Below are 19,901 nucleotides of genomic sequence, written 5' to 3'. Positions count from 1 at the left end.
TCCTCTCCCCGGGTCAACGGAAGCAACCCCAAAGGGTACTGCTTCCAAGAAGACAGGCCGCGCTTTCCCGGCCCTGTTCCTTGGCGATATCGACAGCTGAAGCGTACGCGCTTTCCAGCGGTGCCGATATGTCAGGGAATGACCCGCCGCGGATGATGGCGGCGGGCCATACTTCCATTCCTAACTATTGCCTTACCTGACAGCGGTGCGTCGATTCCTTACTTGGTTGCGCCGTTGTTCAGATCTTTGATTTGCTGGGCCGCTTTATCCATTGCCGTCTTCGGATCCGCATTGTTGTCCCAAATTTCAGGCAGCGCCGCGTTCACCGGACTCCATACGTTGCCCATTTCCGGGATGGAAGGCATCGGCTGCGAGTTTCTCGTCTGCTCTGCAAAAGCAGAAATGAACGGATCGTTTTTGATTTGATCGGATTCCAGTGCCTCTTTGTTCGTCGGGATGGAACCAACTTTCGTGTTCAGCAGCAGCTGAGCGTCCTTGCTCGAAGCGAAGTTCGCGAACAGTTGGGCTGCATTCGGATACTGCGTAAAGGAATTGACGTACCAGGCTTTGATCCCGGAGAACGAGATCGCCGCTTTGCCGCCGATCGTAGGGATCGGAGCTACGCCGAGATTGTCGCCGAGTGCCTGCTTGTAACCGGCAAGCTCCCACGGACCGTTGATGTCCATCGCCACGTCACCCGCGTTGAACAAGCTGCGCTTGATGTCCGGCGAAATGTCGCCGCTCTTCACCGGAAGGATTTCCTTCAGCTGCACATAGGTTTTCAGACTTTCGACCGCGCCTTCGCTGTTGATGCCGATATCGTCTTTATCCGTGCCGTCTTTACCGAAAATGTATCCGCCGGTCGTTGCGATAAACGGATAGTTGAAGTACATGTTGCCCGTTTCCCACATGATGCCGTATTTCTTCTTGGCTTTGTCGGTGAAGGTTTTGCCGAACGCGATGACGTCATCGAACGTCTTTGGCGCTTCCTTCAGAAGGCTCTTGTTGTAGTACAGGGCGTACGTTTCGGCCGCTCTCGGATACCCGTACAGCACGCCGTCATAGGTAACGCCTTGAATCGAGGCGTCGGTGTTGTTTTTCACCGTTTCATCCTTGAACGCATCGTTTGCGAGCAGCAGTCCCGCTGCCGCGGCTCTGCCCAGGTTATCGTGAGGGAACATCACGATGTCGGCTGCAAGTCCCGACGGACCGTCCTGCGACAGTTTCGTTACCTGATCCGTTGCCGCTACCTCTTCAATCTTGACCGATACGTTGTATTTTTCGGTAAACTGCTTGGCGATTTCATCGGTAAAAGAGCGCTCCTCTTTGGACTCCCATACGACGAGGGAAGCGCCTTCTTCTGGCTGAAGGCTGTCACCCGAAGCCGCTGTGTTATCCGACTGGCCGTCTGTAGCCGCCGTTTCGGTTGTTGTCGTTGATGGAGTTTGCTCCTCCGCTTTGCTGCCGGAGCTGCCGCATGCCGTAATCGAGAATGCCATGGTCAACGTTGCGACCAGCGCCATAACCTTTTTCATCTTCATTCCAAAATGAACCCCTCTCTGATCATGAACTTGTTTCACCTACTGCCTTGCTGACTCCCTTTGAGCACTGCCTGGTGAATAACCCTGTTTTGCAAATCAATGCCGGCTGCCTTGCCGAGTGACCTGCCAAGTGCTTTGCCTAAGTACTTCCACCTTGCTGCCTGTACTTGGCCTCCATCCTGACGATCTTGCCAGGCTCCCTGACGCTCATCCGGGTTCTCCCTTGCCTGATCCGTCCTTGCTTGATCCTCCCTGATCGTTCTTGCTTGATCCTTATCCTCCCCAATCGTTCTTGCCTGCCCCCAGCTTCGACACTGAGCTAATCACAACTTCATATTTGCGCAAACGATTTCACAAACGCGCCTAAACCGCCCTGTTTCAAGCACCTTTCGAGATATGGCAGGCTTGGAGGCATGTTATGCTGCCTTCCTGGGCAATGATCAAAGCACACAATAAACGTTGGAGATTCAGGGTAAATCTGCAGTTTCTCTAAGAACAATCAGGTTTTTTTGAATTAAGTTACCAAGTAAGCGCTTTAAACATGCGTTTATCATACACAACGTCGTAATTTTTGTAAAAACGTTTGCACAATGTGTTTTAGCCCATTTACCGACTTTTATAGCTGGTTTTCTTTTTAATTCTTCATATATCGCATTATATCTTCAAATTACGATAAATTCATTCCAGAATCACACTGGAATATGGAGGGATGTGCAGCAGATTTTGCTTTAATACTGCAGGCTTTTCGCTGCTTTTGAGTATTTTTTCGACTCCCTTTCCCTGCCCCGATTCGAGTTGGACCTGCTGCTCTTTGCCTGACAAGTTGTGCAAAACTAGCACAGTTTGTTGTGCACTACGGCGCATAAAGGACACAACCGCCGGGTTGCCTGAATCATAGCTCTGGACGTCGCCATCCCGCAAAGCGGGGACATCCTCTCTCCAGCGGATCAGGTTCCGGTAGGCGGTCAACAGCGAATTCGAGTCTACCGATTCCGACCGGACGCTGATTCCTTTCGCTGCTTCCCCGGTTAAAAGCGGCTGTTCCCACGACGTCTGACCGGGCTGACGGGACAGCTCATTCCAAACCATCGGTTCCCGAATCCGTTCGTCGGGCTTCACGCCGCGCATGCCAATTTCCTCGCCATAATAAATAAACGGATTGCCCGGCAGCGTCAGCAGCAGCGCGGCGGCCATTCGCGCATGGTCCGGATTTCCGTCCAGCCTGCTCATCACGCGGTCCTGGTCGTGATTCGACAGAAAAATGGCGTCGGTGAACCGCCCCTGCGACTGTTTCCCGTAGAACTGCTGGGTCCGCTGCAGCGTAAAGGCCAGGTTGTTGTCCTTCTCGTCCTTCACCGCGCTCAGGATGCTCTCTGCCAGGCTGAAATTAAACCCCGAATCAAAAGCCCGGTCCAAATACGGCGCGATAGCGGCGGCCGAGTTCTCCCACACCTCGCCCACGATATAGGCATCCTTGTTCACCGGATTCATACCGGTCCGAAATTCCTGCCACCACGCCGTATTTTTGGCTGTAGCCGCCTGGCCCCGATCGCTCTGCAGGTTCTCGTAAATGTGTTTGGCGCCGTCTACCCGGAATCCATCCATGCCGAGTTTCAACCAGTACTGCCCGATCCGGACGGCTTCCGCACGCACCTCGGGATTGTCATAATTCAGATCCGGCATGCCTTCCCAGAACGCGGCCAGGTAGTGGCTTCCGTTCAAGGCATGCCACGGACTGCCGCTGCCGGCCGCACTGACTCCGGTGGGACTGAGCTTTTGGTCTTCCGCCCACACGTACCAGTCCCGATATTTGCTCTGCGGATCCTTCGACGCACTGACGAACCAGGGGTGCTGCGTGCTGGTGTGGTTCAACACCAGATCCATGATGACCCTCATCCCGCGCTTGTGCGCCTCGGCGATTAACTCCTGCAAATCCTCCAGCGTCCCGTAATCGGGATTGATGCCCTCATAGTCGGTAATGTCGTACCCATGATAGCTCGGCGAAGGCTGGATCGGCATCAGCCAAATGCCGCCGACGCCGAGATCGTCCGTCGTATCCGGATTACCGTCGTTCAGGTAATCAAGCTTCTGCGTCAGCCCTTTCAAATCGCCGATGCCGTCCCCGTTCGAATCATAGAATGAGCGGACGAACACCTCATAGAACACGGTCGACGGCTGCTCGTCGATGGCCGGGGCGGCACTTAATCCCCCCTGTTCTTTGGTTCCCGCTTCCGCCTGCCCCGGTTGTTTTGCCGTCTGGCTGCCGGCAGCTGCGCCGGGCCGGTCGTCTTGAGTCTTAGCGTCTTTCTCAGCGTTATTCCCCGCACTGCCGCATCCCGACAGCAGGGCACCCGCCATAAACACTGCCGTTATGCCTGCCGCGAGCTTCCGCAGCTGCGGTCCGGCAGGACTGCCCCATTGGTTTGTTTTCATGACATCCTCCTTTGCTTGATCCGGCGTCCCTTGACCGGAATGCTACGGTCCATTCCCATCCAACCAGTCAAAAAAGAAAGCGGATACACTTGCTGACGAACAGGACTGACCACTGGACAGCTTTCGGACGGCACCGGTCTGTATGAGAGAATACGACGGCTTAAATTCTATGAAAAGCTGCATTCATATCCAATTTCCCGTAATTTATAGCACTTAAGGCGGTATTATCTTTTATTTCTTTGTTCATGCTATCTATATCACGTTTTTTTATCATCACATTAGCTTTACATGCTTGCAAAAAGTGCCCCAAGTCAGATCCCTCCGGCTTCTTTTGCCGCCTCAGGTTGGATATTTACAAGCTCGGGGGTTTCGGCTAAGATAGCAATTGTAAAATAGCCAGCGTCTATGAGACGGCCGTTTCTCATTTACGATAAAGTGCAAACGGTTCCACAGGGAGGTAACCAATGTCTGTAACGATTAAAGATGTCGCCAAACGAGCGGGCGTTTCCCCCTCCACCGTCTCCCGAGTGCTGTCGAATAACACCAGAATCAGCCGTGAAACGTCGCAGAAGGTGCGGGATGTTATGGAGGAGCTCGGATACCACCCCAACATGACGGCCAAGAGTCTGGTTTCCAAGACGACGAACAGCATTTGCGTCATTTTGCCCAAACCCGCCGAAGAGCTGTTCCTGAATCTGTTTTTCATGGAATTGATCCGCGGTATCGTCACCCAGGCCAACCGCTCTGGATATGATGTGCTGATCAGTTCCGGAGGCAGTGAGAAGGAGGAGGTTGAAGCCGTATCCCGGCTGCTGAACGGCAAACGCGTTGACGGGGCGATCCTGCTCTATTCGCGCAAAGAGGATCCGGTGGTCGATTTTCTGCGGCAGAACGGCCATCCGTTCGTGCTGATCGGACGCAGTGAGAAGTACCCGGACATCCTGTCCGTGGACAATGACAACGTTCAGGCCGCTTACGATGCGACCAAGCACCTGATATCCCTCGGCCACCGGCGGATCGGTTTTGTCAGCGGGCCCCCGAATCACATCGTCTCGCGCGACCGGCTGAAAGGTTACACGAACGCTTTGCAAGAGGCCGGTCTGGAGATGCGCAAGGACTGGATCGTCGAAGGTGAGTTTCTCCAGGAGAGCGGCTACCGGGCGATGTCGTTTTTCATGAATCTGCCCGAGCGTCCCACTGCCCTTGTGGTCGTGGACGATCTCGTCTCGCTTGGCGTCCTGCGCGGACTTCACGAGCTCGGATACCGTGTTCCGGACGACCTGTGCATCGTCAGCTTCAACAACATTTCCATCGCCGAGCTGTCCACGCCGCCCATCAGCAGTATGGATATCGGCATCTACAACTTGGGCTATACCGCATCCCAGGCGCTGATTCAATCCATTCAGCACGATGGGGACCGGCAGTTCCAGAAGCGCCACATCATTCCCCACCGGCTGGTGATCCGGGAATCGTCCATTTTTACGCCGCCCAAGCCATCGTAATGTATTAAAACCATGCGGAGCATCCCGGTGCTTCCTTTCTTTTCACCCGTTTGTTCAAACGTTTGCACAACTACATAAGGAGGAATGACAGATGACAGCTGCAGCTCCCATCAAAGCTTGCCTGTTCGACTTGGACGGGGTCCTGGTCGACACGGCCAAATACCACTATCTCGCATGGAAACGCCTGGCCGAAGAGCTCGGCTTTGTATTTACACCGGAGAATAACGAGCGCCTCAAGGGTGTCAGCCGAATGGCGTCGCTGGACATTTTGCTTGAAGTCGGCGGGCTTGAGCTGGACGATGAGACCAAATCCGCACTGGCCGACAAGAAAAACCGCTGGTATGTCGAGTATATTTCGCATATGGATGAACAGGAGATCCTTCCGGGGGCACTTGCCTTCCTGCGGGAGCTGCGGGAGAACGGAATTCTCATTGCCCTGGGATCGGCCAGCAAAAATGCGATGACCATCCTGAACAATACCGGCCTGGTGCCGTATTTCGACGCGATCATCGACGGGACCAAAACAGCCAGCGCCAAACCTGATCCGGAGGTTTTCCTGCTGGGTGCCCGGGAGCTTGGCGCGCAGCCGCAGGAATGCGTCGTGTTCGAGGATGCCGAGGCCGGCATCGAAGCCGCCAAGCGTGCCGGCATGCGCAGCATCGGCATCGGCTCGCCGGAGGTACTTGGCGCGGCAGAAGCCGTGGTACCTTCGCTGCAGGACATGACAACGATCCGTCTGCGTGAGCTCGTTTCTCACCGTTAGGTTCCCCGAACCAGGCGGTGTTCGTGCGGCAGGAATCTTGCGGAGATTAAAATCAGGACTCTCCTGTCTCGCGCAGCAGAATGATTATACGTCGCCTAACAAGGCATTCATTATATTTTCAAAGGAGCCGGTTAACCATGAAGCAATATCTAACGTTGGACCCATGGAATATTATCGAGGAGCAGTACGATCCCCAGCAGCAGGAAATATCCGAGAGCGTCTTCAGCATCGGCAACGGGTATATGGGCCAGCGCGCTAACTTTGAGGAGGCATACAGCGGTCCATCCCTGCAGGGGAGCTACATGGCCGGCGTCTACTATCCCGACAAAACCCGGGTGGGCTGGTGGAAAAACGGATATCCCGAGTATTTTGCCAAAGTGCTGAACAGCACCAACTGGATCGGCATCGGCATCTCGGTTGACGGCACGGAGCTTGATCTCGCGGCCTGCCAAGTCAAAGCATTCAGACGCGTGCTGAACATGAAGGAGGGTACGCTGTCGCGCAGCTTTACCGCAACCCTTCCGGACGGCAAGGAGATTCGTGTCGAGGCGGTCCGTTTCGTCAGCATGACCCGGCACGAAATCGGAGCGATCCGTTATGCGGTGACGCCGCTGAACTTCACCGGAACGCTAACCGTCACACCATATTTGGACGGCGATGTGCAGAATAAAGATTCGAACTACGACGAGAAGTTCTGGGTCGAAGTGCACAAGGAAGTGACCGCAGACAACGCCGCATTAACGATCCGGACCAAAAAGCTCGATTTTCACGTCACCTCGGCCATGACGTTTGAGATCCATCAGAACGGCGCCAAGCTGGCGCTGGAACCGGAGCAGATCGAGCAGGAAAAGTACGTCGGCTACCGTGTACAGGTAGAAGCCAAGCAGCAAGAGGAGACCGTCATCTACAAATATGTGGCGAACGTGACCTCGCGCGACTACGGCTACGCCCAACTGCTGGACGCCGGACGATCGGCGCTCCAGGAGGCGGCTGCTGCCGGTTTTGGGCAGCTCTATGAGGAACAGGTGCAGGCCTGGGCGGCCAAATGGCGCGAGAGCGACATCGTGATCGAAGGGGACGTGGCGGCGCAGCAGGCGATTCGCTTTAACATTTTCCAGCTGAACCAGACGTACACCGGCGAAGACGACCGGCTGAACATCGGGCCCAAAGGCTTTACCGGTGAAAAATACGGCGGCAGCACGTACTGGGACACCGAAGCGTACTGCCTGCCCTTCTATCTGAGCACGGCGGATGCCTCGATCGCCCGCAACCTGCTGATCTACCGCTATAAGCACCTTGAGAAGGCGCGCGAGAACGCCCGTAAACTCGGCTTCGCCAAAGGCGCACTCTATCCGATGGTGACAATGAACGGCGAAGAATGCCATAACGAGTGGGAGATTACTTTTGAGGAAATCCACCGCAACGGAGCGATCGCCTACGCGATTTACAACTACGTGAACTACACCGGAGATGCCAGCTACCTCGCCCAATACGGCGTGGAGGTACTCGTCGAAATTTCCCGCTTCTGGGAAGAACGGGTGAACTACGTCCCAACCAAGGACCAGTACATGATTCTTGGTGTGACCGGGCCGAACGAATACGAAAACAACGTGAACAACAACTGGTACACGAATCGGATCGCCTGCTGGACGATGGAATACACGCTGCAGGTGCTGTCCGACCTTCAGGCAAGCGACCCGGCCCACTACGAGGAACTGGTGGCCAAGTTGGCGCTGGCACCCGAAGAAACGGCCAAATGGGGCGATATCCTTGCAAAAATGTATTATCCGGTTGATGCGGAACGCGGCATTTTCCTTCAGCAGGACGGGTTCCTCGACAAGGATCTGACGCCGGTCAAAGACCTGGCCCCATCGAACCTGCCGCTGAACCAGAACTGGTCCTGGGACCGGATCCTGCGCTCGGCATACATTAAGCAGGCCGACGTGCTGCAGGGACTGTTTTTCCTGGGGGACCGCTACGACCTGGATACGAAAAAGCGGAACTTCGACTTTTATGAACCGCTGACGGTGCACGAGTCCTCCCTCTCCCCTTGCGTACACTCGATCATCGCTTGTGAGTTGGGCTACCGGGAAAAGGCGTACGAAATGTACCTGCGCACTTCCCGCCTCGATCTGGACAATTACAACAATGACACCGAGGACGGCTGCCACACTACGAGCATGGCCGGCACTTGGATGTCCGTCGTGCACGGCTTCGGCGGGCTGCGTGTCAAGGATGGGGCGCTGCACCTGAATCCGTTCAATCCGGGGCACTGGAACGCCTTCTCCTTCAAGGTGATGTTCCGCGGCGCTCGTCTCCAAGTCACGGTCGGCGAGCAGGATGTGACCGTGGCTAATGAGACCGATACTCCGGTCAGCGTCAGCGTCTACGGGCGCAGCTATCCGCTAGGCGGACTGAGCCATGTCCAGGTAAGCATCGCTAGTGCCAGCGGCAGCGCGACTGTAAGCTGACATTGAGCAATGCAGTGTAGCTGGCATTGAGCGCAGCGCAGCCGCGGCTAGCATTGAGCAGTGCAGTCGTAGGCTGACATCGACTCCACTGCTGAAAAGCGGTCTGGCTTTTTTAGAAGCCGGGCCGCTTTTTTTATACAGAGAGCTAAGCGATTTGCCCTTGACAAGAGCAACCCCGATGACTATGATGACAGTAAGCACTGACAGTCAAAACATGGAAAGTGGGCCGAGTCACATGAACGAGAACAACCAGTTAAGCACTCAGGATAAGCTGATGCAGGCGGCGATCGACCTCATCTCCGCCAAGGGCTATGACGGGGTGTCCACACGTGAAATCGCTGCTGAAGCCGGGCTGAGCGAGAAGACGCTCTTCCGTCATTTCGGCAGCAAGCAGAACCTGCTGGAGAAAGCATATGACCGTTACTTGTATGCAACTGAGATGCAGAAGCTATTCAAGGAAAAGCTCACAGGAAATTTGCACGAAGACCTGCTTACGATCAGCCGGACCTATCATAAAATTATGGACCGCAACCGGAAGCTGGTTGTGATCAGCATTCAGGTCGGCGATCATTTGCCCGGCTTCCGGGATTATTCCGAAAGCCATCCCCGGCAGTTTCGGGAGGTCCTGACGAATTACTTCAAGTGCATGTCCGATCAAGGGAAGCTGGTCACGAAGGATCCGTCGCTGACGGCGGTCGCCTTTATGTGGATGAACCTGGGGGCCTTCCTCAATACGACCCATGCGGTCCAAACGTTTACGGATATCGAAATGGATGCGTTTATTGAGGAAAGCGTCCGGTTGTTCACTAGGGCATTAACCCCTTAGTCTTTCTAGCAAAAGTGCATCTGTTCACGTCCGTTAACCCGCGATCACGCCGCTCGACTACCAATAAGTGCAAAAGTGCATCTATTTTTGCCTAATTACTCCTTTCCGGGACAAATAGCTGCAAATCTGCATCTATTTTTCGAAAAATCCCACTTTTGGGCTAAATCGAGGCCAATGTAGTGCACTTTTGCATTTTTTGCCTCCAAATTGGGCGTAAGGCATCGAAATAAGTGCACTTTTGAGGTTGTTTTTCGAATAAAATGACAGTAAGCACTGACAGACAATTTGATCTCCGATTGGAACTCATTAGACTTGATCTGAGCCGATTAGAGATCATTTGACCTAATTAGAATTGGCTGGAGCTCATAAAAGCAACTAACACCTACTAAAACCGGCACTCATTAGTACCCACTAGCACTCACTCACACGCATTCACTATACCCATCATTAGAACCAACTAGAATCCACTAAAACGCATTAGATCTCACTCACCACCAAGACTCAATTAGAACTCACCTAGATCCCATTAAAGGTAGTACCGCAATGCCTCACCTCTTCAACTAATCAAGTATCCGAAAGAAGGGAATCACGATGAAATCAACAACAGATTCGGTCAATCAAGGCAACAAGCTGATCCAGATTCTTATGTTCACGCTGGTTATTTCGGTCATGAACGTCTCCATGTTTAATATCGCACTGCCCGGCATCCGGGCGGAGTTCCACCTGAGCGCCTCCCAGGTCAGCTGGGTGTCCTCCGCCTACATGCTCGTCTATGCCGTCGGCTCGGTGACCTACGGAAAATTGGCGGATAAATACGCCTTGAAGAAGCTGATCACCATCGGGCTGATCGTGTTCGTACTCGGCTCCATTTTCGGGCTCGCCGCCGGCGCCTACTGGATGATCGTCATCGGCCGGGTATTTCAGGCGGCCGGATCTTCGGTGATCCCGGCGGCCGCCATGATCATCCCTGTCCGCTATTTCCCGCCGGAGAAGCGGGGGCGCGCCCTCGGCAAGTCCGCGATCGGACTCGCCGTCGGCAACACGCTCGCTCCCGTAGTCTCCGGGCTCATTATGGGCTACGCCGGTTGGCGCTGGCTCTTCTGCTTCTCTGTGCTCGTCCTCCTCACCCTGCCCTTTTACCGGAAGTATCTGGACGATGCCACGGAAACCGGCGGGCGCATGGACGTGCTGGGCGGCGGACTGCTCGCCGCCGCAACCGGTCTGGTCCTGTACGCCTTGACCGGCGGAGGCTGGATACCGGCTGCCGCCGGAGCACTGCTGCTCGTTCTTTTCATCATTCGCATCCGCAAAACAGCTGATCCGTTCGTGCAGCCCCGGCTGTTCCGGAATCTCAACTATTCCTTCGGCATCGGCATTGCCTTTGTCATTTCCTGCATCGCCTTCTCGATCCCGTTCCTGATCCCGCAGCTGCTGGCCGGGTCCAATCATTTGGACGCCAGTATCATCGGATTGATCATGATTCCGGGCGCCGCGGCTTCCGCGCTGCTCGGCTTCGCGGGAGGAAAGTTCGCCGACCTAAGGGGCAACCTCTTCGTCGTCAGTATCGCAGCCATTCTTCAACTGGTCGGCTTCCTTCTCCTCTCCGTCTTTGCCGGCATCGAGGCCTGGATCATCGCCATCGTGCTTATCTTCAGCAATGTCGGCCAGACCTTCATGCAGGTCGCGCTGTCGAACACCGTTTCCCGCACGCTGGCCAAGGAAGAGATCGGCGTCGGCATGGGGCTGCTCAGCATGCTGAACTTCATCGGTGCGGCGGTTGCCACGTCCGTATACAGCAGCATTCTCGACTCCGGCTCCACAGCCCATTGGAACCCGCTGAACACGTATCCAGCAAGCTATCTGTACAGCAGCATATTTCTGGTGCTGGCCGTCATGATGGCCATCGTCGCCTTGATCTACCTGCTCCGCTTCGGCCGCAGCGCGGCACCGCAGAAGAACGCCCGCTCCGGTGTCGGCTCATAATCCATTCCGCAGCTGCCCTCGCTCCGCCGCAGCCCCTGTCCTCGTGCCCACAGCCAGGGGCGTGGCGGTGAGCAGCTATGGTTTTTGAATCAGCTGATCCTTCGCGGTTTTACCGCAGACCGGTACGGCCTGAAGCCCCCGCCTCGCTGCCGCCGGCTTCGCAGTGATAAAAGCCCCGTCTGCGCGAATTATCCTCACTGAGCCCCGGCGTAAACCTCCATGCCGATTCCGGGTACCTTGCAGGGTTCCCCGGATGCTCATAAATTTTTTATAGAACACAAAAAGACGAAAGGCAGAACCTTCTCTGCTCTTTCGTCTTTTCCCTTTAGATCCCGAGTGGCATCTATGATTTGAAAGTTTATGGAATCATAATTTGCTGTCCGACCTTCAATCCATGCACGTTCGTAATGCCGTTGACATGGGCGATGGTCTTCCAGTCCACACCGAACTTGATCCCGATGCGATACAAGTTGTCACCCTTCTTGATAACGTACACTTTGCTGGAAGGCTTCGTATCCGGTGTCGGAACTGGTTTGGACGGCGTCGACGGTTTCGACGGCTGTGCCGGAGTCGATGGCTCGGACGGCGTGGCAGGCGTCTCCGGTGTGGTTGCCGGAGGCGTCACCGGTGCTGTTCCTCCCGTGCTGACCGACAAATCGAGTCCGTACTTGGCGAATCCGTCCTCGGCCGCGCCGATGTACTTCATGTTTTTGCTGCTGGCCGCAAGGTCCTTCGCATCCGGAGAGGAGGTGAAGGTCACGTTCAGCTTGGCATCCACCGGCGCAAAGGTCCAGTTGCCGTCAGCAGACGGGTTGATGGTTCCGTTGTCGCGGATGTAGTCGATGATGACCTGGCGGTTTTCGTCCGGAGCGGCCATAATGATCCGCTTGCCGTCCGGGTTGGCGAGCTTCGAGGACGAAGCGCGGTAGTTGTTGGTCGCCACAACAAACTTCTGTTTCAGGTCAATCGGCTTGCCGTCGAACTGCAGGTTCTTGATGCGGCTTGCCGAAGGATTCACTACAGCGCCCTTCGCATCGTATTTATTCGGCTGAGTCACATCGATTTGATACGATACGCCGTCGATGACGTCGTAATTGTATGTCGGGAAGTCCATGTTCACGAGTGGCTGCTCCGTCGTCTTGGAAGGATCGATCTGGTTGAACTGGCCTGCGGACCACTCCAGCCATTCCTTCACTTCGGCTCCCGTAACCACAACGGCATGCACGGTGTTCGGATACACATAGAGGTCGGAGACGTTCTTGATCGCGATCGTTCCGGCCGGAATGTTCGTATAATAAGACGCTCCGTTACGTCCGCCTGCTTTGAATGGAGCTCCTGCCGACAGCACCGGAAGGTTTTCGTATTCGGTACCCTTCAGGTTCTTTTCGACATACCATTTCTGTGCGTTGGTCACGATTTGAATGGACGGATCGTCCTGTTCGAGTGCAAAATAGCTGTTGATCGGCGCGCTGGTATTACCTACCGGTCCGCGTACATAATCGATTGTTGCATCATGCTCGGTCTTCACCGCATCCACGATTTCCGGATCGGCATCAACGAGAGCTTTCTTGTTCGCCGTATCGTAAATCGGACGCGCTTCGGTCTTCGAATCGACCACTTTCCATTTGCCGTCCACGTTCTCCAAGTTCAGGTCGATGATGCCCAGGTGATCGCCCCAGAATCCGGGTTCAACCGAAGGTACCCCGTTAATGGTCCCCTTCTCCAGGTCGACGCCGGTTTTACCCTTGAAATCTGCGCTCGGGAACGTTTTATGGGCATGTCCAAACAGGATGGCGTCAATGCCTTCCACCTGGCTCAGATACAGAACCGTATTCTCCATCAAAGGCGTCTCTGGAATGTCCTCAAAGCCGGAGTGAGGAATCGCGACGATGATGTCGGCCCCTTCCTTCTTCATCTGTGGGATGAATTTTTTGGCCGTCTCGACCATGTCCTTCACGATGACTTTGCCTTCCAGGTTGGCTTTATCCCACTGGGAAATTTGCGGAGGAACGAATGCGATGACGCCGACCTTGATCGTCTGCTCCTTGCCGTTTTCGTCCGTTACCTTTTTGTCCAGAATCGTATAAGGGGTAAAATAGTTCACGTCGTTGCTGTCATCCTTGTCCCCATCGTCCTTGTAGACGTTGGCGTTGACAATCGGGAAGTTCGCTCCCTCTTCCGACAGTTTCAGGAAGTCCAGGCCATAGTTAAATTCATGGTTGCCGACACCACTGGCATCGTAATCCATCAGATCCATTGCTTTGTACACCGGGTGCACTTCGCCCTCTTTAAGCGGTTTCACTTTGGCCACGTAGTCGCCAAGCGGATTCCCCTGAATCAAATCCCCGTTGTCGAACAGCAAGCTGTTCTTCGCTTCGTTTCTGGCCGCCTTGATCAGGCTGGCCGTCTTGGCAAACCCGTATTCGTCGGTGGGCTTGTCCGCATAGTAGTCATAGTTGACCATGTTCACGTGCAAATCGGATGTTTCCATGATCCGCAGTTTCACCTTGGATCCGTTGCTGCTGCTGTCCGCAAATACCGGCACCATCGGAACGGCGAGCACGTTGATCGCAACGGCTGCGGCAGTGATGCCCTTCAGTACTTTTTTACGGGACTTCGACATGTTACCCCTCCTAATATATGTACATAGAGTACGGTGGGCAGAACAAATTTAACCCCTTAATATAACTAACCATTGTTAAATTAAGTTCTGTCTACAAGAGTAGTTTATATCGATGTAACCTATGAAATAAAGACAAAAACATCCAATTGTCAAAAAATAATGCCCGAGAACAAGGTCTCGAGCATCAGGGCGTATTACCGCTCTATGAAAATGGTTCCAATTCCTTATGGACAGAGCAAATCTACTCAATCCATTCGTGTTTTTCCCCGTCTTTTCCCGTATATTCTACACGGACGGGTGTGACTTCGAGTAGAACATAATCCGGGTCATCGGGTCCGGTAAACTGTTTCTTGAATTCTTCCTTCCAAATCTGGTGGCGCAGAGAATTCTCCTCCGTTATTTTGCAGGTTCCTTCAATCTCCACAACCTCCCGCGATCCCCCGATTTCATAGCCGAGCAGCAGGGATACGTGCGGGTTCTCCTCCAGCTCCTCGACTTTATGGGTTTTGCGGTCAGTGACCAGATGGATGCTGAGGCCCTGATTATATAAAGCCATATACCGCTGCTTTGGCCGGTTACCTTCCACCGTGGCCAATGAGCAAAACTGGTTGTGATCCAGTATTTTGGCCAGATTTTGTTCCAGTATGATTTTCGCTTCCATCTCTAGATGCTCCGCTCCTTTCAGCTTCGTGTTGTCCCATGGGCCGTAGCCCGTAACCATAGTGTACCCTGACCGGAGTGAGATGAACCTTCGAACACGGCAACTTTTATCCAAGAATAGGCATGACGTGCCCTGAATACCTTGTTATGATGGAGATGCCGGCTATGACCCGGCTTGTCCGCATCTTGAATTAATACTGTAAAGGAGTTCATCATGAAACGACTCATTTGGATAGGATGTCTATCCTATTTTCTGATCGGCCTGGCGCATGTCGTGCTGGGATCGGTCCTTCCCGTGCTGCTGGAGCACTATCACCGTGAATACAGCGAAGGCGGGACGCTGATCTTTACCCAGTTCGCCGGTTTTCTGGCCGGCGTGCTCGTTTCCCCATGGCTGAACCGCCGTTTCGGCAAAAGGGGCGGGCTGCTGATCGCCATCGGCCTGCTCACGGCCGCCGAGCTGGTCTACACCCTGCTGCCCCCTTGGGAGTGGCTGTACGTCATTGCCGTGTGCGCAGGCTTTGGCTTCGGCATGATCGAGGCGGTAATCGGGACCATTATCATTGCGGCGATTACCGATAAAACCGCCGTGGCAATGAGCCGCCTGGAGGTCTTCTTCGGGGTCGGGGCCATGGTCATGCCTCTGATCGCAAGCGGATTCATTACCGAAGGCTGGTGGAGGTTTTCGTTTCTCGTTATCTCGCTGATCGCACTCGTCACGCTGCTGTTCTGGTCCAAGACGTCCTTCGGCGAAATCGATGCCGTACTTGGCGCCAAAGGGCCCTCGGCTTCCGTGTCCGGTCAAGATCATGCCGCGGCAAAACGCTTCCCTTACCAAGGCGGAGCCTTCGGCATTCTGGTCCTCTTTATCGTATTTTTCTTTCTGTACGTCGGCACCGAAATGAGTCTCGCCAACTTTATGCCCGCCATCCTGATTGAGAAAATGGGCATGAAGGAAGCCCCCGCGGCGCTCAGCGTCACCTGTTTCTGGGTCGCGATGTCGGTCGGGCGGATCTTTTCCGGGGTCATCGCGGAAAAGATTCATTATCGGGTCTACGTGCTGTTCAGCTGCCTTATCACCCTGGTGCTGCTGATCGTGTTCCCGCTCATGAGCCAGGTATGGTCAGCTTTCGCGATCATCCTGCTGCTCGGGCTGTTCATGTCGGGGATCTTCTCGATTGCGCTCGTGTTTGCGAGCAAGCTGCTGCAGGGCAGCGAAGAATCGACGCCCAGCATTTTGATCGCCTCCGGCGGCGTCGGCGGAGCCATCCTGCCGCTCTTCATGGGCTGGAGCCTAGACCATCTGGAAGTGAACCAGTCGGCCTGGATGCTTGCGGTGTTCACCGTCGGTATGGTCGTGCTCAGCTTTGCGGCCTTCCAGCTGCAGCGGCGGAAGCTTGTTCACCAAGGCGGACTCCAGGAGCCGTCAGGTACGGGAAAATAAGCAACACCTTAAAAAGCAGGCTGTCTGGCTTGCTTTTTTTTCTCCGGTATCCATAACCTTTAAAATAATGTTTACAGGTTATAAAATTCCGGGTATACTCCATTTATAACCGGTTATATATATTTTAGGAGTTATACAAAGGAGATGGATGACATGGAACTTCAAAAGCTTCCTTGGGCAGGCATTCGGGTGACGACAGGAGCCACATCGGTGGTCATTGACCCGCTTTACCATTTTCCGGCCGTTTTCGGCCAGTCTCACGAGCCTCTCTTCCCACTTGGCGAATACGGCCCGGCAGATGCGGTGCTGATCACCCACGAGCATACGGATCACTTTGATCCCCGGGCTATTATCGAAGCTTACGGGGCTGACATTCCCGTGTACCTCCCACAGGAGAGCGTCCTCCTCGCCGAGAACAGCGGCCTCAACCGAGTGACCGGCGCTTCGGTCGGCGATGCGTTCCAAATCGGTGCGCTGAGCGCTACGGCCACTTACTCCGTTGACGGAGTCGGGGACACGCAGATCGCCTGGGCGCTAAGCGACGGCGAGCGCCGCCTGCTCCACTGCGGAGATACGCTGTGGCACGGCTACTGGTGGAAAATCGCCGCCGCTCACGGCCCGTTCGATGCAATATGCCTGCCGGTGAACGGCGCCATTCTGGAACGTCCTGATCTTCAGCCGCCCAGCGGTATGCCGATTACGCTGCTTCCTGAGCAAGCGGTCGCGGCCGCACACGTTCTGGGGGCCACGCGGCTGGTGCCGATCCACCATACCGCCATCCATCATCCGCCCGTATACCGGCAGACTCCCGATTGGCAGAATCGCCTGCGGACCGCGGTTGGTGATACAATGGACATAGCATTCCTGAACACGAAGGAAACGATTACTTTATAAAGGATGACGCATCATGGATAAGTCCCCTTCCCGAAATGTGCTGGGAGGCGCCCTGTGGATCAACCTCGCCAATACGGTACGCATGCGGGAGCATCAGGTCACGGATATGCTGGAGGATCCGGGATATTTGGACGAATGGCTTCACGATAATGAATTGCACGGCTTGAACAATACCGCAGGCGCAGCTTCAGCAGTGCCGCGGAAAGACCTGCTGCCCGAACTGCTCCGGCTGCGCGGCGTGTGCCGGCTCGTTCTAGAAGACCTGGACCATGGAGGTACATTGTCGGATAAGGCATTCGCCGCCATGAAGGCCGAAGCGGCACAGTTAGACGTGGCGCTTCGGGCCGAGCGGGGTGCACAAGGCATTCCCCTTCTCATCACCTACGGACAAACCGCGGTCCAGGGGGTGCTGTATCCCATCGTCCGCTCCTTGTTCGAGACGCTGGCAAGTGTATCGCCGGATCGCATCCGGATCTGTGAGCATGACGACTGCATCCTGCACTTTGTGGACACCTCCAAGAGCGGCAAGCGGCGCTGGTGCAGCATGGAAACTTGCGGCAACCGCCATAAGGCGGCCGAATTTTATGCAAAAAAGAAACAGCAACACGGGAACTAAAAAAGCCCGGGTAGTCTGACGGACTTCCCGGGCTTTTGTCAATGGAGCTGCTGATGCGCTGCTGGTGTTTTTTTAGTTCATGCAACCGCCCCTTTTTCATCCCCTACTGTACAGCTCGGATTTAAGTGCTATAATGACCTTAATTTAGGGCAAACCCGTTACAAGTATTATGAAAAGGAGCTTATACATATGGCTAATAAACGTTTGGATCATGTTGGAATCGTCGTGCGGGATTTGGAGTCAACCATTCGATTTTATACCGAAATCGTAGGCCTGGAGCTTAAAGGCAGACTGACGCACACCAACGGCGTGTTCCAGCTGGCGTTTCTCGGATTCGGTGGCAGCGACGAGACGGAAATCGAGCTCATTCAAGGCTACAGCTACGACCTGCCGGCCGAGGGCACGGTGCACCATTTTGCGATCCATGTCGACGACATCCAGAAGGAATTTGCGCGGATCAAAGGGTTGGACGGCGTGGAGCTGATCGATCAGGAAATCGTGACCCTGCCGAACGGATACCGATATTTCTTTATCTATGGTCCGGAAAAAGAATGGATCGAGTTCTTCCAGAGATAATGGAATCGTGCGGATGTCTGGACACCCCCATGGGGATGGACTATAATATGGGAGGAAAACAACCCGAAAACCTTATAGAATCCGGGGTGCTGGAATTGGCCGGCTGAGATTGTATCCCTTCAAGATACTGACCCTTTTAACCTGATCTGGGTAATGCCAGCGTAGGAAACCATTTGTCACGGCATACCGCCGTGCTGATCTTGCGCATATGAAGCGTCCCGTTTACGGGGCGCTTTTTTATAGATATAAGAAAGTTTAAGCTTCGGAGATTCAGCTTCCTTATATCGCAAGAAAAACTTCCGCTAAATGCGGTCTGGCTTCTTTGAATGTACGTCGATAGACGTTTTTCTTATGAATAGCACTCAGATCGGCTTACGATTCTAAATATAACGGGGAGAGGGGATCACCGGTCGATGATTCTACAGAGAAAACAAGAACGACCGGACATCAAAGGAGAGACAAAGCCATGAAGAACAAATCCATCGGCCTTCTGCTGCTGGTCTGCATGCTCGTACTGGCGCTTGCCGGATGCGGCGGCAGCCAGAACAATACGGGCAGCGGGGAAGGTACATCTGCTTCCGATAACAAGGCAGGCCAGGACGACACGGCAGCGAAGCCGCTGAAGGACGTCAAAGTCGTCCTCGACTGGACGCCCAACACGAACCATACCGGGCTCTACGTTGCCAAAGACTTGGGCTACTATAAAGAAGAGGGCTTGAACGTCGAAATCGTGCAGCCAGGCTCCACAGGCGCCGACGCCATGGTCGCTTCCGGCAAGGCGCCCTTCGGCGTAAGTTATCAGGAGAGCGTGACCCAGGCCCGCACACAGGGCGTGCCGCTCGTCTCAATCGCCGCGGTCATCCAGCACAATACGTCGGGCTTTGCCGCACCGGTGGATCGGGGCATCAAGGCGCCGAAGGATTTTGAAGGCAAAACCTACGGCGGCTGGGGCTCCCCTGTCGAAGAAGCCGTCATGGGATCCATCATGGAGATCGACAAAGCCGACGTGAAGAAGGTGAAAATCGTCAATATGGGCGACGCCGATTATTTTACCGCCGTGAAGCGGGACATCGATTTCGCCTGGATCTTCTACGGCTGGACCGGAATCGAGGCGAAGCTGCGCGGCGAGCCGCTGGACATGCTGTATGTCAAAGATTATTCCGAGAAGCTGGACTACTACACGCCGGTCCTCGTAACGAACGAGAAGCAGATCAAGGATGACCCCGAGCTGGTTAAAGCGTTTATGCGCGCGACCGCCAAAGGTTACCAATACGCGATCGACAAGCCGGAAGACGCCGCCAATCTGCTGCTGAAGGACGTGCCGGACCTCGACAAGGAGCTGGTGACCGAGAGCCAGAAATGGTTAAGTCCTAAATATCAGGACGACGCAGCCCGCTGGGGCGAGCAGAAGGAACAGATCTGGAAGGGTTACTCCGACTGGATGTACGAGCACAAGCTGCTGGACAAGCCGCTGGACGTGAAGAGCGCGTACACGAACGACTTTTTGCCGGAACAATAAACCGCCCAAAAGCCTAAAATACCCGTAACCTAATGACGTAACCTATGAAG

The 19,901-nt window shown here is 54.6% G+C and carries 15 protein-coding genes and 1 riboswitch; of the genes, 10 read left to right on the top strand and 5 right to left on the bottom strand.

From position 1 onward, the window contains the following. Positions 1-218: 218 nt before the first annotated feature. The 3 genes from CJP46_RS23945 to CJP46_RS36660 form a co-directional block, all read right to left on the bottom strand. Positions 219-1,541 (bottom strand): sugar ABC transporter substrate-binding protein, encoded by a 1,323-nt coding sequence (locus tag CJP46_RS23945; protein WP_094598130.1) that lies wholly within the window; start codon positions 1,539-1,541, stop codon positions 219-221. Positions 1,542-2,219: 678 nt separating this feature from the next. Further along, a complete protein-coding gene (locus tag CJP46_RS23940) occupies positions 2,220-3,974 on the bottom strand; it encodes an alpha-amylase family glycosyl hydrolase (RefSeq protein WP_256992495.1) in 1,755 nt (584 codons plus the stop codon). Positions 3,975-4,134: 160 nt separating this feature from the next. Continuing rightward, the gene (locus CJP46_RS36660) at positions 4,135-4,284 is read right to left on the bottom strand and encodes a hypothetical protein (RefSeq protein WP_179281296.1); all 150 of its coding nucleotides are present in this window, start codon (positions 4,282-4,284) and stop codon (positions 4,135-4,137) included. Between the two features lie 154 nt (positions 4,285-4,438). On the opposite strand from CJP46_RS36660, the gene CJP46_RS23935 reads away from it, so the two are divergent. The 5 genes from CJP46_RS23935 to CJP46_RS23915 all read left to right on the top strand — a co-directional run bounded on the left by CJP46_RS23935 (position 4,439) and on the right by CJP46_RS23915 (position 11,519). After that, positions 4,439-5,476 (top strand): LacI family DNA-binding transcriptional regulator, encoded by a 1,038-nt coding sequence (locus CJP46_RS23935; protein ID WP_094598129.1) that lies wholly within the window; start codon positions 4,439-4,441, stop codon positions 5,474-5,476. A gap of 91 nt (positions 5,477-5,567) precedes the next feature. Then, complete coding sequence (gene pgmB / locus CJP46_RS23930) at positions 5,568-6,239, top strand: beta-phosphoglucomutase (protein WP_094598128.1); 672 nt, start codon at positions 5,568-5,570, stop codon at positions 6,237-6,239. Between the two features lie 137 nt (positions 6,240-6,376). Further along, complete coding sequence (locus tag CJP46_RS23925) at positions 6,377-8,710, top strand: glycoside hydrolase family 65 protein (protein ID WP_094598127.1); 2,334 nt, start codon at positions 6,377-6,379, stop codon at positions 8,708-8,710. Between the two features lie 235 nt (positions 8,711-8,945). Then, the gene (locus CJP46_RS23920; RefSeq protein WP_094598126.1) at positions 8,946-9,536 is read left to right on the top strand and encodes a TetR/AcrR family transcriptional regulator; all 591 of its coding nucleotides are present in this window, start codon (positions 8,946-8,948) and stop codon (positions 9,534-9,536) included. 591 nt (positions 9,537-10,127) lie between these two features. After that, positions 10,128-11,519 carry an MFS transporter gene (locus CJP46_RS23915; RefSeq protein WP_094598125.1) on the top strand — a complete coding sequence of 464 codons (1,392 nt, stop codon included), beginning with the start codon at positions 10,128-10,130 and terminating at the stop codon, positions 11,517-11,519. Between the two features lie 358 nt (positions 11,520-11,877). On the opposite strand, the gene CJP46_RS23910 is transcribed toward CJP46_RS23915, so the two are convergent. Together CJP46_RS23910 and CJP46_RS23905 are read right to left on the bottom strand one after the other, a co-directional pair. Further along, entirely contained in the window at positions 11,878-14,142 is a 2,265-nt protein-coding gene (locus tag CJP46_RS23910; RefSeq protein ID WP_094598124.1) for a bifunctional 2',3'-cyclic-nucleotide 2'-phosphodiesterase/3'-nucleotidase, read from the bottom strand. Between the two features lie 241 nt (positions 14,143-14,383). Beyond that, positions 14,384-14,803 (bottom strand): pyridoxamine 5'-phosphate oxidase family protein, encoded by a 420-nt coding sequence (locus CJP46_RS23905; protein ID WP_094598260.1) that lies wholly within the window; start codon positions 14,801-14,803, stop codon positions 14,384-14,386. Positions 14,804-15,016: 213 nt separating this feature from the next. Between CJP46_RS23905 and CJP46_RS23900 the strand changes: the two genes are divergently transcribed. The 5 genes from CJP46_RS23900 to CJP46_RS23880 all read left to right on the top strand — a co-directional run bounded on the left by CJP46_RS23900 (position 15,017) and on the right by CJP46_RS23880 (position 19,851). Continuing rightward, positions 15,017-16,246, top strand: coding sequence for an MFS transporter (locus CJP46_RS23900; protein WP_094598123.1), 1,230 nt, complete (start codon positions 15,017-15,019; stop codon positions 16,244-16,246). A 153-nt stretch (positions 16,247-16,399) separates the two neighbouring features. Then, positions 16,400-17,140 (top strand): MBL fold metallo-hydrolase, encoded by a 741-nt coding sequence (locus CJP46_RS23895; RefSeq protein WP_094598122.1) that lies wholly within the window; start codon positions 16,400-16,402, stop codon positions 17,138-17,140. 13 nt (positions 17,141-17,153) lie between these two features. Then, entirely contained in the window at positions 17,154-17,756 is a 603-nt protein-coding gene (locus tag CJP46_RS23890) for a CGNR zinc finger domain-containing protein (protein ID WP_094598121.1), read from the top strand. Positions 17,757-17,945: 189 nt separating this feature from the next. Continuing rightward, positions 17,946-18,332: a VOC family protein gene (locus tag CJP46_RS23885; protein WP_094598120.1), complete on the top strand. Its 387-nt coding sequence runs from the start codon at positions 17,946-17,948 to the stop codon at positions 18,330-18,332. Between the two features lie 72 nt (positions 18,333-18,404). Continuing rightward, positions 18,405-18,517, top strand: a riboswitch (TPP riboswitch). Positions 18,518-18,798: 281 nt separating this feature from the next. Further along, positions 18,799-19,851 (top strand): ABC transporter substrate-binding protein, encoded by a 1,053-nt coding sequence (locus CJP46_RS23880; RefSeq protein WP_094598119.1) that lies wholly within the window; start codon positions 18,799-18,801, stop codon positions 19,849-19,851. Positions 19,852-19,901 lie beyond the last annotated feature (50 nt).

Origin of the sequence: Paenibacillus sp. XY044, assembly GCF_002257645.1 — a bacterium.
GTDB lineage: Bacteria > Bacillota > Bacilli > Paenibacillales > Paenibacillaceae > Paenibacillus_AQ.
The sequence above is the reverse complement of the archived record's forward strand: the minus strand, read 5'-3'. Positions and strand labels throughout refer to the sequence as shown.